This is a genomic window from Chitinophaga eiseniae (genome assembly GCF_012641265.1).
GTDB lineage: Bacteria > Bacteroidota > Bacteroidia > Chitinophagales > Chitinophagaceae > Chitinophaga > Chitinophaga eiseniae_A.
In genome coordinates this window covers 185,080-202,197 of record NZ_JABAHZ010000001.1, presented here as the reverse complement: position 1 = coordinate 202,197, position 17,118 = coordinate 185,080, and the positions used below count along the sequence as shown (strand labels likewise).

7 protein-coding genes are annotated in these 17,118 nt (G+C 46.3%); 1 reads left to right on the top strand and 6 read right to left on the bottom strand.

Translation table 11 applies throughout. From position 1 onward, the window contains the following. Positions 1–6: 6 nt before the first annotated feature. On the top strand, positions 7–4,128 hold the full coding sequence (locus HGH91_RS00755; RefSeq protein ID WP_168736561.1) for a two-component regulator propeller domain-containing protein: 4,122 nt from the start codon (positions 7–9) through the stop codon (positions 4,126–4,128). A gap of 67 nt (positions 4,129–4,195) precedes the next feature. Here the strand turns inward: HGH91_RS00755 and HGH91_RS00750 are convergent, their stop codons facing one another. From HGH91_RS00750 to HGH91_RS00725, 6 genes are all read right to left on the bottom strand, one after another. Next, entirely contained in the window at positions 4,196–6,343 is a 2,148-nt protein-coding gene (locus HGH91_RS00750; RefSeq protein WP_168736560.1) for an endo-1,4-beta-xylanase, read from the bottom strand. Between the two features lie 28 nt (positions 6,344–6,371). After that, a complete protein-coding gene (locus tag HGH91_RS00745) occupies positions 6,372–7,322 on the bottom strand; it encodes a DUF5627 domain-containing protein (protein WP_168736559.1) in 951 nt (316 codons plus the stop codon). A gap of 52 nt (positions 7,323–7,374) precedes the next feature. Beyond that, positions 7,375–9,144 (bottom strand): RagB/SusD family nutrient uptake outer membrane protein, encoded by a 1,770-nt coding sequence (locus HGH91_RS00740; RefSeq protein WP_168736558.1) that lies wholly within the window; start codon positions 9,142–9,144, stop codon positions 7,375–7,377. 33 nt (positions 9,145–9,177) lie between these two features. Then, the gene (locus HGH91_RS00735; protein WP_410493790.1) at positions 9,178–11,727 is read right to left on the bottom strand and encodes a SusC/RagA family TonB-linked outer membrane protein; all 2,550 of its coding nucleotides are present in this window, start codon (positions 11,725–11,727) and stop codon (positions 9,178–9,180) included. A 316-nt stretch (positions 11,728–12,043) separates the two neighbouring features. Continuing rightward, positions 12,044–13,921, bottom strand: coding sequence for a RagB/SusD family nutrient uptake outer membrane protein (locus HGH91_RS00730; RefSeq protein WP_168736556.1), 1,878 nt, complete (start codon positions 13,919–13,921; stop codon positions 12,044–12,046). A gap of 11 nt (positions 13,922–13,932) precedes the next feature. Beyond that, positions 13,933–17,070, bottom strand: a complete 3,138-nt coding sequence (locus HGH91_RS00725) for a SusC/RagA family TonB-linked outer membrane protein (protein ID WP_211092151.1) — start codon at positions 17,068–17,070, stop codon at positions 13,933–13,935. Positions 17,071–17,118: the final 48 nt, after the last annotated feature.

Sequence of the window (17,118 nt, the reverse complement as noted above, 5' to 3'; positions counted from 1 at the left end):
CCCAATATGCTTAGACATACATTCACGTTCCTGTGTTGTTTATTATCCCTGGCTAAAACCGGTTGGACGCAATCCGGTCATATCAACTTCACTTCACTTACCTCTAAAGACGGATTAGTATCTAACGGTGTGAATGCCATTACGAAAGATCACTACGGCCTGATGTGGTTTGCCACTGACGACGGCTTAAATAAATTTGACGGCACTCACTTCACCGTTTACCGGCATCGCCAGGGCGACTCTTCCAGCCTGAGAGCCAATGAGGTATTGGCGCTGCATGAAGACAAATCCGGTAACCTCTGGATAGGTACCAGCGGGGGCGGTATTAGCCTGTACGACCGTAAAAAAGATGCCTTTGTTCACTTCCCCCTCCACGCGGATGCGCCGCAACTCCCTCCCAACGCAGTGATACTGGATATTTCCAGCGATACGGCCGGCAACATATGGATAGCGCAGTTCGAGCACTTATTTATGCTTGTTCCCCGTACCCACCATATTTCCAAAATCAACCTGGTGCCGGGAGAAGAGGGACCGGAAGCGAAGGCCAGTCCACACTGCGTTTTCGTGGACCGTAAACAACAAGTCTGGATTGGTACTGGCCATGGCCTCTACCGGTACGTTTCTTCCACGGGGACTGCAAAATTGATCACCAACAACAAAGCCGGGTTTACCACCCAGGATAATGAAATCAGGACAATTACCGGCGACAGCGACGGGCAAATCTGGGTTGGCACTGCTACAGGTTTATATACGCTGCAGCCCGATGGCGCCAGCATCTCCCCCTATCCTGCTTCTTCATTTCTGGACAATAAGTTAATTAACTGCATCAAACCGGATAAAGATCATCAGCTATGGATTGGCACAGAAGAAGGGTTGATTGTACTTAATACCCGGACCAATACAGCTGATCATTATCTTCCTGCCGACGAAAACATTTATAGCCTTACCAACAAATCGATAAAATGTATTTATAACGACGGGCAGGGTATCTATTGGCTGGGCACCTTTCGGGGCGGCGTTAACAAATATGATAAAAATCTACATCTTTTTAATTTCAAACCAGGTACTGCCTTCCATGAAAATAACCGCCAGTCCTCAATTGTTACCGCACTGGCCGAAAACGGCGAAGGCAATGCTTATGTAGCTACCGATGGCGGCGGTATGTTTGAATTTAACCGCAAAACCGGGAAAGTTCGCCCTATCGACATTCCACTTCCGGTAAAAGGGAATAAGGTGTCCATTATGGCACTCAGTTATACCCATGACAAAAAATTATACATTGGCACTTATGCGTTGGGATTATTTATCATGAATAGCGCCACCGGCAGTTATAAATATATTGCCAAAGGCACCGGCGCCAACCATCTTGGCTCCAATGATATTTTTTGCATAAAGGAAGACAGCAAAGGCAATGTTTGGATAGGGACCAATGGAGAAGGCCTGGACGTTCTCAAAAATGAACAGGTGGTTGCCAGGTACACGCCTCATCCAGATCCTGCGCTGTCTAATGAAAAAAAACTGCCGTTTAACGGCTATATCAGGGCTATCGAGGAAGATGCAGAAGGGAATATCTGGGTTGGCTCCCATGGAGGAGGCATTGGTGTTTATCATCCCGGCACCGGGCAATGGGACATCTACACGCAAAGCAACAGCCTGTTACCCAACGATAAAGTACAAACACTGCTGCGCGACAGTAAAGGCCGCATGTGGATAGGCACTTTTGGGGGCCTGAGTCTTTTTGACAAAACGCAGCAACGGTTTATCAATTTCTCTGAAAAAGACGGACTACAAAATGTGACCATCTACCAAATCCTCGAAGACAAAAGCGGTACTATCTGGCTAAGTACCAACATGGGTATCAGCAGTTTCCAGGTTGAATCAAAAAAATTCAGGAACTATACCCACTACAATGGCGTGCAAAATAATAACTTCGTCCATAACTCCGGGATACGTTTGTCTGACGGCGATCTGATGTTCGGTGGGCTGGAAGGTATTAATTACTTTACCCCTTCTGATCTGGCGGTCAATAAACATGCGCCGGTGGTACTGCTAACTGATTTAAAAGTATCCAATAAATCGATACTCCCCGATGAAAACGGTCCTATTAAAGCACATATTTCTATAGCCGACGAGATACGCCTGACCTACAAACAAAACTTTGTGATCAGCTTTGTTGCGCTCAACTATACGCTTCCCACCGAAAATTACTACGCCTACAAACTAGAGGGATTTGATAAAGACTGGAACTATACCGGTACAACAAACAGCGCCGCCTATACGAACCTGGATCCGGGAGAATACACCTTTCATGTAAAAGCCGGCAACAATGACGGCATCTGGAGCAACCAGGACACCAGGATAAAGATCTATGTGCGCCCACCTTTCTGGCGTACTATCTATGCATACATCTTTTATTTCTGTACCATTTGCCTGTTACTGCTGTATAGCCGGTACCGGGGGATCAAGCGGATCAGAAAAAAATTCCTCCTGGAGCAGGAAAGGCTGGAAGTAAAAAGATTGCAGGATATAGACCGGCTTAAAATTAAATTTCTCACCAACCTCAGTCATGATTTCAGAACGCCTATTTCCCTGATCATGGGCCCGGTGGAACAGCTCATTAGCGGGGAAACAACCGGTCCCCGCCTCGACAAACTAAACATGATCAAAAGAAACTCCCGGCGGCTACTCAACCTGGTCAACCAATTACTGGATTTCAGGAAAATGGAAGAGCATGAGTTAAAATTACAGCTTGCTACGGGAGACCTGGTATCTTTTATCAAAGAAGTAACAGATTCCTTCCGCGACTTTGCCGAGCGAAAAGACATCCAATTTACCTTCCTCAGTGTACCGGATACATTGCCTGCTGTATTTGACCATGATAAAATAGAACGCATTCTTTTCAATTTGCTTTCCAATGCATTCAAGTTTACACCGGAAAAAGGTGTGGTTACGGTAGCGCTAAAGCTGCTGAATAAAAATGAAACGACCGGCCAGCAATGGATTCAGATAATAGTAAAAGATACCGGCATGGGCATCCCCAAAGACAAAAGAGAAAAGATATTTGAACATTTCTTCCAGACAGATACTGCTTCCGCCATATTAAACCAGGGAACAGGTATTGGATTGTCTATTACGAAGGAATTTATAAAAATACACAGCGGAACCATTGAAGTAGAAAGTGAGCCTGGAGAAGGCGCCACATTCTCCATACAACTTCCTTTAAAAGCAGCCGTAGAGGCCCCGGTGCAGGAAACGCCCGCTATAACGCCGCTGCTGCCGCCTGCCGAAGCAATGCTGCAAGCGCAGGAAGTAATAACATCCCAGCAGGGAGAAGAATTACCGGACAGTTCGAAAACATCTGTGATATTGCTCGTAGAAGATAATGAAGACTTCAGGGATTATCTTAAAGATCATCTTCGCAGGAACTACAAAGTAATAGAAGCTACCAATGGGAAAGAGGGCTGGCAAAAAGCGTTGTTATTACATCCACATTTGATTGTTAGCGATATCACCATGCCGGAAATGGATGGTATCAGCCTGCTGCAGAAATTGAAACTGGATAAAAGAACCAGCCATATACCCGTGATATTGCTTACCGCACTTACCAATGAAGAACAACAGATTGCGGGGCTGGCTACAGGCGCCAACGATTATATCACCAAGCCCTTTAATTTCGAAATACTTCACGCGAAAATCAGGAACCTGCTGCATCTTAACGACACCCTGAAAAATACCTATACCAAACAAATAAAATTACTGGCGCCTGAAATAGAAAAAGTATCGTCGGAAGAAAAACTGATGGCGCGGATCGCAAGCCACCTGGAGGCCAACCTGACAGACTCCCAGCTCTCTGTGGAAAGCCTGAGTAAAGAAGTGGGAATGAGCCGGAGCTCTCTCTACAATAAATTACTGGAATTAACCGGTCAAACCCCGGTAGAATACATCCGGTCTTACCGGCTGGAAAAAGCAGCGATGCTGATGAAAAGAAGTGACCTGACCATTGCTGAAATTGCTTACCAGGTAGGATTCTCCACACCTAATTACTTCGCCAAGTCATTTAAGATAAAATACAATATGCTGCCCTCCGAATTTATAGCCAGGGTGCAAAAAGACAAGGCCCTGGAGTAATGATACAGCAACAAAAAGCCCCCTTATAGTAAGGGGGCCGTTATCCGTTTTTTTGTCGTTATACCTGTTATTTCGCATTGGCTTCAAGCGCCTTAGCGACTGCGGAATAAGCCAGCTTGCGCACATAACCTTCCGTCCATAGTCCTACAGGTTCTCCCGGGCGCCAGCCGGAACCAACGGGGCTATCAAGAGGGCTCCAAATTGTAATGCCATAGCGTTGTTTAGCAGGGATAAGTTCAAAATATTTATCAATGACATACTTGTACATATCCGCCTGGGCTTTATAATGTTCGGCCGTAGCAGCGGTGGTTTTCACCCCAACGCCCATATCCAGTTCGGAAACCTTTATCATTTTCCCGGTAGCCGCCAGCAGTTTAAACATCGCTGCGATGTTATCTTTATTGGCATTAATGTCAATATGCATCTGGGTGCCAATACCATCTACTTTAGCGCCCTGGCTTTCAATATAATTGACATAAGCAATCAGGCCACGGCATTTATCCAGGTTAAATTCGAGGTTATAATCATTTATAAAATGAATATCCGTGGCATTACCGTATTGACGGGCCATTTTGAAGGCCGTTACTGCATAGTCCTTACCCAGGTAATCCTGCCAGTAAAATTCATCGGATGCCATGTTCGTTTTGCCCACGCCTGTTTTTAACTCATAGGGGCTGCCATCATTCATCGGTTCATTTACCACATCCCAGGCTTTCACCACGGATTTACCAGCGCCTACCATGCCACTCATCCATTTATCCAGTGCTTCCGTGAGAATATATTTTTTTTCTGCGGCCGTTTTTTCTACCACCGTCGTACTTCCGCCCGTTGCCTTGGCATTTTTCAATACTACATCATCGATATAAACGGTGCCCGCAAATTCACCATAACTGTAAACGAGCCGCGATCTGTCACTTGCAGTGGCAGTAGTGGAAATCGTTACCAACTGCCAGTCTGTAGTCACCTGCACCTGCCCAAACCCATTAGACGAATAATTGGCGCTCTGCAATTCCGGGCGGATAATTCCCGGTGCGGTACCCTTCACCCAAAAACTCAATTCGTACGTGGCACCATTTTCCAGGGGTGCCGCAAAATCATAGCTGGTTTGTACATCCCAGTAATTAGCCGATTTAGCCGGATTCGTAACATAAAAGGCTTTGCCTTTATTTCCTACGCCCATGCCATCGGCGGTTACACCACGGGAAGAGTTACCCCCCCAACCACCCCAGCCACCACCGGATTCAAAATTGCCATTCGCCACCAGGTTGTTGATCACCGGTGCACCTTGCGTATCGTATACATACAAATTATTGATATCGATATAATACGATACTCCCGCTTTATTTTTCAAATCAAAATGCAACTTAATATTATCAGCAGCGAAATCGTTGATAGTAAAGCGGATTTCTTTCCATGAAATGCCGGTAGTGAAGGTAGCTGTAGGCGTTCCGGACTTTGTCCAGTCTACCAATGGTGTATTATTATTCAGCCCTTCGAAAGAGATCCTTCCCTCTCCCACCCCATTTGACCGGACATACATTACCACCTCATACTTATGTGCCCTGTTAATGGCTATTCCCGGACTAACGAGTTGCAAATCCGTGGCGCCGCCGTTAGCATTTAGCTCCACCGCATTATTGCCCGTTCCCATACCCGTTCCGGCTACCACTGAAATACTGTTACCGCCGTTGAGTTTTGTCCAGTTAGCAAAACTATTGTCCTTTAATCCGGCGGAATTCAGGTCATTGGGATATGCCGGAGCCGTTACCAGCAAAGGCGAGATCAGTCCTTTCAGGTAACTGGCATTCTGATTGGCATGCCACATCAGGGTATGGCCATATACCTGCATACCTGCTTCTCCTGCTGTTTGCAACAACGACTTTACCTTTGCCAGGTCCAGGCTTCCATCCGCCTGCACCACAGCGCCATGTTTCATTTCATAGCCCAAAACAATTTCATCGAAGTTCCGGTTGGCCAGCCGGTACTTCACACCTTTATCAAGGTATTCCTGCAAACCGAGCGCTACTCCCCATCTGAATACCGGCTGCGAAACGCGGTTAATATAGCTTTTAAGTGCCGGGTAGGCATCTATTTCCTCCTGGGTAGCCACGCTTTCCGGCTTATCTACGTTGAATTCCAGCTTCTGATATTTATTGCAGGAAGTTATCACAACAAATGCAAGGAAACCGGCAGCTATTTTATGAAGTTGATTCATACCAATTACTTTAATGTCGGGTAAAAAATTATTTACTCACGGGGGTAAATGTTTCCATGGTGACAGACCGGTCTCTCATTACCAATGTGTCTGATGTGGATACCTGCATGTTGGGAAACGTGATCTGGTATTGCAGATAAAGCGCATCCCTGTCTTTGCTTCCCCAGCTGTTCTTTTCTCCCCTTTTCACAAACTGGCCTTCTCCGGTAGCGCTGATATTGGCCGTAGCTGAAGAGATGGCACATTTTTCACCATCATGGAAGGTGAGCAGCAATGTGCAGTTTATATTATTACCATCTTTGTCTTTATATACTACGGGAAATTCCAACTCTTTCATAGACCTGGTGCTTAATTTATTCACCTCATCTTTTTCCACGTACTCCGCATGCCGCACTAAGGTTTGATTTACACTTCCTGTCACTACATCTTTTCCTCTCCGCAGGTAGTTACCATGCCACTCATTCACATATTTAATGGCATAGAGGATAAAATCCTTTCCGCTCAGAATGGAATCCGCGCCCGACTTGTCGGTGATACGCAAAGGAATCACATAGGTGTTTTTGATAGCCTTGGGATCATTAAAAAACGCGTCGGTCAGTTGCACTTCTACGCCGCCTGCCAGGCTACCCTGGGGGATGATAATCTTATTGTCTGCCAGTGAATAATAATTGGCGGGCATGGGCAGGATTTGATCTTTACCGGCACCAAACAGTAAACCACTTCCCAAGAGGGTATTATCTACTGCGATGCCGATATTCAGGGTCTTTTTACTGGAATAGACACCGCCCGTTGTAGCCATTATTTTGCATTTGCGCTGGTTATCCAGCTCTGTACTGAAGATATCTTCTCCAAAAGTAATGGTACGTACAGGATATTGATAGGCGAAATATACCGTTTGATAGGGATAATCCGGAAACGTTACATTCTTGTTACATGCTGCAAGTAGCAGTAATACCATGGGCATTAAAAACTTTTTCATCTTTGCTGTTTTCAAAAAATCAATTAAAAATGATCTCCAAACCTGTTTTTTACTACCGCCAGCCTTTGTTTTGCTCCAAAGCGCCGAACTTCAGTATTTCTCCATAAGGGATAGGGCCATAGGCCATGAATGGCTGGAACTGGCGGGTTTCCACATTCATAACAGCAGGAACATTATTTTTTATACTCACCCCTCTGGCCGTTTCACCAAGATTAACCTTCCAGCGGCGCAGATCCCAGAAGCGAAATCCTTCAAAGCATAATTCTATTCTCCGCTCATTCCTGATCAGGTCTCTCATCTGGTCTTTATTGCCTTTTGCTTCTTCCAGGTAGGCGTCGCCGTTAGTAGTGCCCACACCAGCTCTCTTGCGAATAGCTTTGATCACGTCATAAGCAGAAATTCCATATTTGCCGGCGCCTAGTGGTCCCCAGGCTTCATTCGCCGCCTCAGCGTAGTTGAGAAAAATTTCTGTATACCGGATATGAGGCTTGTAATGCCGTTGATTATTGGTAGAATTAGGGTTCAGGTTCACATCCTGGCGCAGCAGCTTGCGCAAATAGTACCCGGTTCGGGTAGATGTTCCTACTATGTTAAGTCCATCATTGGTACCACCATCTGCAGCTGTATTGATAACCGTATTATTCGGCCCGGCTGTTCCGCCGTTCACCAGGATAAACATGCGTAACCGGGGATCTCTGCCTGTATAAGGATTGGTGGCATCATAGCCGCTTCCCGCGCTGCCAATGGGCATTCCGTTGGCCATAGGAAAAGCATCTACCAGGTTTTGGGTGGGATTGATTCGTCCGTTACCAAACAATCCTGGTGGATAATTGGCTTGCTCCAGGTCGCGGTTGTCGCCGTAATTATTCCGCCAAAGTATCTCGGTGGGGTTGGCACCATCGGCCAGTCCGGCAATTTCAGCGGCATTAGCATACCAGGTGAGACCATTGGAAGCCAATGCACTTACACCTCCTTTGAGAGAAAGCACTTCCCCGGCATAATCGGCGGCATCGGCCCAGGTAGTGGTATTACCGGTGCTAAAGGCCGGGCTGGCGGCCAGCAATGCGGCTTTGGACCGGATAGCCTTTGCAATACGCCCGGTAAGGAATCCACGGAAAGCAGCGCCAAAGGCCCGGTTATACTGTTCAAGGCTAACAGCACCATATTTCGCAGGAATGAGCGCGGCGTTTACAATATTTTCATAGTCCAGTGGAAGCAGTTGATCTGCCGTTGACAGATCACTGTATATTTGCTTCATACAAGCTTCAAAAGTAGCCCGGGGCTTGTTGAAATCAGTATTGGAACCCTGTACTTCCGTGATAATCGGCACCCCCAGCACGGCACCGCTTTCAGACATTCCAGCGTGTGCCTGCAATAAGTGATAATAGAAAAGAGCGCGTAAACCAGCGGCTTCTCCCTTTATCCGCATCGCAAACAATTTACTTACCACAGGGTCCGACACCCAGTGTACGGTATCCACATCACGTAATATGATGTTAAGGTACTGAATGGCTGCATATGCGTTGGTCCATTGGCTCAACGGGTTGTTATTTGCCGTCCACTGTCCGTTTGCCATTTTCAGGAAACCATTACTCTGGTCATTCGTCACCGCATCGTCTGTGGCTACATCATTAAATGACCAGGAATTAGTAGGTATCCGGTTATAGCCGTTCAGCAATATGCCAAATGGCAGCGCGGCATCGTTGGCAGGATAGTTACCTGAATTCAGGTTCCGGTTATTCTCAATTTCCGGCACCATCAGATCTTTACAACCGGCCAATAGCGAAAGGCAGACCAGCAAAAAGATAATATTTCTTTTCATAAAACGGGAACTTAGTTATGCGAATGAAATAGATTAAAACAATCCCTTTATACCAAGGTTATATAAGCGTGTTTGCGGAGCGCTAGCCACATTCATTTCCATTGTTTTGCGTTCGGCCGACACCGTTAGTAAATTAAAACCGCTGACGTATACCCCCATTTCTTTCAATACCTTTTTCCTGCCCAACAAGCTGCTCATATCATAAGAGATCTGGACTTTCGCCAGGTCTATGCGGTCGGTCTTGTACAACCAGAAATCTGAATTGCGGAAATTGTTATCGCTCGCAAACGTAGTCAGGCGGGGATATTTGGCAGTTTGCGCTGTTTCAGGCGTCCAGCGGTCTCTTACCACAGCAGAATATTTATCTTCTCCATCTACCCAAAACCAGGAACTGTTCTTCATACCATACGCACCAAAACGTCCTACACCCAGCGCAAAAAAGGAGAAGTTTCTCCATTTGGCACTCAGGTTAAGTCCCAATGTAAGCGGCGAACCAGCCCAGCCGGCACGTCCCAGGTATACTTCATCGCGGGCATCAATAATGCCGTCTCCATTTTGATCTTTATACTTGATATCACCTGGTTTTACCTGGCCAAAAGCCTGGGCCGGAGAATTTTTAATATCATCCGCATCCCGGAAAAATCCCTGACTCTGTAATCCCCAGATAGCGTCCAAAGGCTTGCCCTGACGATATTGATAGTTGTCAGCGTACAACTCAGCACGCTTCGTAGCCGTCGTTTTATAGTAGCTGCCTACCAATCCTATCGTATAACTCACCTCCCGCAACTTGTTGTGGAAGCTAATACTGAAATCGGCGCCCACCCGTTTATCATCGTTATAATTGATGTAGGGAATAAAAGAGGATGATGGGAACCCGGTGGTGAAATAAGATGGGTAAAGCACATCTGGTTGAATAATGTTGCCGGTAATTTTATTGACAAAGAAATTACCTTCCAATTTTATTAACTGATGAAAGAAAGAACCATCCAGGCCAATGCTGATTTCTTCCCTTTTGGGAAAACGCATACCAGGATTGGCACCCCGGCGCGATTCTGTAGCCTGCACACCCGTACCATCTTTCCAGCCAAACCAGCTTCCCTGTGTGGTATATACACCCTCGTACAAATAATACGAGGCTATATCCAGGTCGGTATGCAACACTCCGGCAGAAGCAGTTAAACGCAGGTCATCAATGGCCGATATTGCCCGCAGGAAAGGTGCATTACTAATTCGCCAACCCAGCGACACTGTTGGAGAAAAAGCATTTCTATTCCCTTCCGGCAACTTCGCGCTATGAATCATGGCACTGCTAAAATCTACATAATAGGTATTTTTAAAATTATAGCCCAGCTGTAAACCCAGGTTAGCATTGCCGGTGCGGTGATATACCGCCGACTCTGATTGCTGGAAACCATTCACCAGTAAAACAGCAGAGAGATGATGCTTATCACGGATGGTATTCAGGTAATTAAACTGGCCAGTAGCTGCAATAGTCTGACGATACCAGCTATTGCTAACATTCTGCACACCGGAAGTAGCATCCTGCCCATATTGTGTAAGGCTACTGATTAAGTCCTTACCAGAATAGGTATTCCAGGTGGGTGCATACACAGCATAATTATTATTGTAAGCCAGGTTGTAAGATGTATTATAATCTACTGCAAACGTAGCGCGGAAAGTAAGTCCTTTCAGCAAATTTTTCAAGTCCGCATTCACACCAGTATTAAACAGGAACTGCCGGCTTACATAACGGTTGTTACCGCCGGCGTAGATGGCAGCAAAAGGGTTTGTCTGATCCAGTTGTGTACCTCCCAGCAAATATTTCCCATCAATAATGTGGTTACTGTTTTTCACGAGTACATTGGATGCTTCATCATCTCCTTCTATTCTGTCTAAAGGAATAAGCGGCGCAAAACGATAAGGGCGTAAAGTAGCAGCACTTCCCCAGTAATCCGTATTTACTCCCCTGCCGGTATAAAAAATAGCACCGGCATCTACATTACAGGAAATATAATCGCTCAGGTTAACGTCTACGTTACCACGCAGGTTGAGGCGATCAGACTTTCCATTTTGCCGGGCCTCTCCAAAATTGAGCAACGATCCGGAAGCCTGATAGCCGATATTCGTATAATAACGCGCCTTATTATTTCCACCGGATATCTCTGCCGTCACATCATAGCGACTGAAGAATTTTTTAAGGTATTCATCTGAATAATAATCTACGTTGGGATACCTGTATTTATTTTTACCGGAAGCATACTGATAAATAGTCTCAGGGCTATATAGTTCTGTGAGTCCATCATTGCGGCGAGCCTCATTATAGAGCGTCATATATTCTGCCGATCCCAGGTATGCGGGATATGCTTTGGGAACGTTAATCCCACCATTGGCCCTTACATCAATCCGCTGGTTACCGGCTTTTCCTCTTTTGGTAGTAATATAGACCACGCCCTTGGCTGCCCGGCTACCGTACAATGCCACTGCATTTACCCCTTTGAGAAAAGAGATTTGTTCTATTTCAGTGGGCAATACGTTGGTAGCATCCCGGGGCACACCGTCAATGACAAGCAGGTAGCTGCCCATTCCCCACATACTGTTACCATTAAAGCCACTGGCCCAGCTCTCCATATTTTCAAGGCTGTAGTTCATATAGTTTTGTGTCATTTGTGGCGACACGTCTACTACTGAGATACCGCCCAACAGGTCTTTTTTGTTTAGCTTGCGGAATGCCACCTGCACCGTGTTATTGTCAGGAACATTTGATATGGCAATGCCCGTAGTATCTTGTGCCTGCACTACCGGCATGAGGCCTGTCAGCGCTATAGCGGCTATTAATGCTTTCATCTGATTCATGAATTTTTGAAATTAGCGTAAACGATACAAGTAGGAACTGTACGTTTTACCAACCAGGGTTCTGTTTAAACTCCAGGTACATATTGGCATCGGCATTTTTCAGCGGCAACCAATAGTGTTTCTCGGAATACTTGCGTTCCAGGATTACCGCTTCACGTAAGTTGAGTACCTTATTATTCGTAGGGTCGGTAGTACTGAATGCTGGCGACCGGTCAAACTCAACAGATTTTTTCAGGGTATACGGGCTCTGTATCAGCAACATCCACCTTCTCAAATCATTAAAGCGATGACCTTCAAAGGAGAGTTCCACCGCCCGTTCGCGCCGGACTTCGCTCATAAATTCATCCAGTGCCCCGGTATAGCGTGCGGCCACATGTCCCGCGCCGGCCCGGTCGCGGATTACGTTTATGGCGTCTAATGCGGTTTTGGTATAATTACCAGATTTGCCGGCAGGAGTACCATAACCTTCTGCAGCTGCTTCGGCATACATCAGGTACACATCTGCCAGACGCATGTAAGGCAGGTGGATATTAAGTGCCTTATCGTAACTCCAGCCGTTATCAAATCTATTGGCAGTCATTGGTACAAACTTGTGGAGCAAATAACCGGTGCGGCTGGCGCTACTAATATCGCGGTAACTACCACCGGTGTAGAGATTTGCGTAGCGGTTCTTTTCATCCGTGGTGGCGCCTTGCACACATTTCATACCATCGAAAATGATATCATTATAAAAACGGGGGTCCCTTCCTTTCCAGGGGTATGCCGGATCGTAACCCGATTCCGGATCTGCCTGCGTAATATCTTTGATGGGTAGCCCATTAGCCATGCCATAGTAATCTACATAGTTAGCAGTTGGCGCAAAAGTGATGGTTTCCCCTGTCAGCAAAGCGGAGCCATACTGTTTTGCGGTGCCATAGGTAGAACCATGTGCGCCGTAGTAAGGGCCGCGAAAAATGGCTTCCGTGCTTCCTGGCATTAGCCAGTTTTGGCCGGCGCTATAGAAATTAGTATAGTATTTTGAAAAATCTACGAGGCTATAAGGTGCGTCGCCTGACTCGCAGCGTTGCAACAGTTCACCGAAGGCTTCCGCTGCTTTCTGGCAGTAGGTGGTGTTGTAGGTTTTGCTACCGGTAGATACATAATTCATCAACGGACTTCCTGCCCACAGGTAATTTTTTCCGAGATACCCCAGTGCCATGATCTTATTAATGCGTAACTGATTTTTTCCCAGCGTTCTTTTTCCGGCAGTAGTATTATCCCAGTTCACCGGCAGCAGTTTTGCCGCTTCACTGAAATCGGCAGCTGCTTTATCTGCGCATTCGCTATACTTCAGCCGGGGCAATGTTAGCTTCTGATCGCCCGGAAGTACTTTATCGATATAAGGCAGGCCGCCGAAATACTGAATGAACATAAAATGAAACCATCCTCTGAAAAACAACAGCTGACCTTTGATCAGGTCTTTTTCTTCCTGGGTGGCATCGGTGAGCTTATTGAGGTTTTCGAGGCCCATATTGGCTTTACGAATGCCATACCAGCCCAGTTTCCACAATGATTTTGCCATCCGGTCGTCGTTGGTGCTGGTATTATTCCGGTCCATCCAACCTGCCTGCCAGCCATCGAATTGTGATTGCCAGCCCCAGAAATCACCATTATCTATTTTTATGATGAAATGAAAATCACGTGCGGTGGATTGAATTTCATCTTCACCCCAATTCCAGGAATTCGTCCAGTAAGCATTGGTAAAATCCGGGATACAATGATAGAGTTCTTCGGTATACCCCTGAAAACTAATGAAGGTTTTAAAGGCATTATCTGCCGATACAATAGATTGTGGTTCCCTGTCGAGAAATTTTGTACAGGATGACAGGCCATGAATGGCGGTTATGCCAAAGGTTGCCAATAACAGCTTTATGTATTTATTCATAACGGTCATGTTTAGAAATTGAAATTGGCGCCGAGATTATAGCGCTTTACAGTAGGATAGGCCCCCTGCGATGCCCAACCAGTGCCGGCAAAGTTTGATTCGCGGTCATCCGGCATCTTGCTCCAGGCGGCCAGGTTATTACCGTTGAGATATACTCTCAGCGATTCAAGTCCCACACGCTTTATAAATCCTGTATTAAATGTATAGGCAATTTCTGCGTTCTTTAATCGCAGGTAGGAACCATCGTACATATATTGCGTACCCCGGTAATAATCTGCGGGTGTTGACAACCAGCGGGGCATGGGCACATTTGCATTGGTGTTGTTCTTTGACCAGTAACTACCTTCATCATAAACGGTGTGGCCCTGAGATCCCAAACTATTAAAAACCACCTGGCGGGTAACGTTGTTAGCGGCATAGAATTGTACAAAAACACTGAGTCCTCTCCAGTCTACGCCCAAAGTGGCATTGTAGGTATTAGTAGGCCAACCACTATGTCCATAAGGGATATTATCCCGCGCATCAATCACACCATCGCCGTTGTAATCCACGAGGTAATAGTTGCCCGGTAACTTCTGATTGTCGTTGGTATTATGTATTGTACTACCATACAGCTCATCCCAGGTGTTATAGTATCCCTGACTCACGTAGGAATAAGCCTGACCAATTTGCATGCCTTCCGATTTTTGATAAGCCGGCAGCAATGCGGGGTTATCAGCCTCGATGACTTTATTTTTTGTATGGGTCATATTCAGATCGGCCCAGACCCGGGTTTGTTTAGATGCGGGGTAGTTGAAGTGCAGCTCCAGTTCATAACCCTGGGAATTTACCCTGCCCAGGTTAGCCACCGGTGGCGTGGTACCATAATAAGAAGGTACGGAAGACCGGTTAGCCAGTAATATTTTAGAGCGCCTATCCTGGAAGAAATCCGCCTTACCTTTTATGAATCCTTTGAATAATTCAAAGTCGGTCCCCACGTTGAATTTCTCTGCCTGCTCCCACTGCACATTGGGATTACCTACAGTAGCTTCGCGGTACCAGTTATATGGACTTTGCTCGGCGCCTTCACCGGTCGTCCCCAGTCGTGCCTGTCCGCCATATGCCCAGTCAGTGAGGTATAAAAAGCGGCCCGCCACGTTATCAAAACCCGTTTGTCCGTATGAAGCACGGAACTTTAACAGATCCAGGAACCTGATATTCTTCATGAACTTTTCATTGGATACAATCCAGTTCACCCCACCTGAAGAAAAGAAGGCAAACCTGTATTTGGGGGCAAATTTTTCGGAACCGTTATAAGCGCCATTATACTCGAACGTATACTTATCATTGTAGGTATAGGTGGTACGAAACACCCAGTCTTCCCGGTACGAGGGTATCATGCTGCCGTAAGCGGTAACATTGCGATTTAGCAGTCCCATGGCGGTTACGGCGTGTTTATCCGCAATTGTTTTGGCATAATTCAGCTGCAACTGGTAGAATAACCTACGCTGGTTATCCGTTACCGCTCCTCCTGCCGGGGCCCATTTTACGCCTTCCTGGAAATCGAAATTGGTAACGCCGTCAAACGCGCTTTTGTAAAATACATTTCCTGTGGCAGGATCAATCCATTTGCGTTGTACATCATTGTAAAGATCATTGACTCCCCTGTTACTTTCCACGAAAGTATTGTCCATGGAAAGCGTGCCATTAAACTTTAGTCCTTTAAGGAGCATATCCAGGTTTTGTTCAACGGTAAAGTCGGTGGTGATACGGGTAGTGGTCTGATATTGGATACCGCCTACTGCCAGGTTTCTGGCCGAATTTTCTGCCCGTCCTTCATTAGGTGCATAATACCCCCAGGAACCATCGGCATATACCGGAAGAAATACATCAGGTGCAGTGGTATAAGCATCAATCCAGGATCCGTACTGGTTGCCTGAAAAGCCCCATGGACTTTTCCGTACACCATACGACCCGGCAAGGTTTACCTTAAAAAGTGTGGAAGGCGTTAATTGGAAATCCAGGTTAGACCGGGCATTTAGCCGGTTAAAGCCGAAACCCGGTTTATATCCGCGTTTATTATCATAAATTTTGAAAAGATCTGCTTCATGCAGAAAGTCTACGCTGGTAAAATATTTAACAAAATGAGTTCCCCCGCTGATATTGACGTTGGCATTTTGCGACATCGCATAATCCTTGAATAAGGTTTTTGCCCAGTCTACATTTGGATAGCGTTCGGCTTCTTCCTGGTTAGCCGGATGCCGGTATTTATCTAAAATAGCCTGAGGATAATAATTATTCCAGCTTTCAGGCTTTAATGCCAGCTCGTACTCGATAGCTTCGTTAACGGTGCGAAGCGCATCATATGAATCTGCTTTGCCCGGTAATTTAGAAGGCGCTTTCATAATGGTATTTACGGTAGCGCGAATAGATGCCCTACCTGCTTTTCCTCTTTTGGTGGTAATGAGGATAACGCCGTTAGCGCCGCGTGAGCCAAATACGGCTGTTGCCGAAGCATCTTTTAAAACGGTTACGGTTTCTACAGAACCGATATCTACACTGCTCATAGGACGCTCCACCCCATCCACCAGGATCAGGGGATTACTGTTATTCCAGGTGCTAAGACCACGGATAAGCAGCTGGGGATCTTCCTCACCAGGCAAGCCTGTACTTTGCGCAGTAATCAACCCAGGTACATTTCCGGTGAGTGCAGCGCCAATATTTGATACGCCCCCCGCCCGTTCCAGTACCTTGCCGGTGGTTTGTGAAACAGCAGCCACCACGCTTGCCTGTTTCTGCCGGCCATAACCCACTACTATCACATCTTCCAAACCAACCACCTTGCCTTTCATGGTAACCGATATATCCGATCGGTTTTGAATATTTACTTCCTGGGATACTTTTCCGATATAACTAAAAACAAGTACCTGTTTACCGGAAGGAACACGAATGAGAAATCTACCATCTGCATCGGTACTGGTACTGACCTTTGTTTCTTTTACCAGTACTGTTGTACCCGGGATGGGCGCCTTTTTTTCATCCAGCACTACTCCGCGGACCACACCTGCGTCCTGGGCCTGTAACGGTGAATAGCCGGATGCAGCCGACAGCATTAACGCCATCACAACCAGCCATTTCCATGACATCTGCGAAAGAATCATTTTAAACATGGAATTCAAAAAATTTAATGTTAGGGCAATAAGGGTTCTGACAGCCTG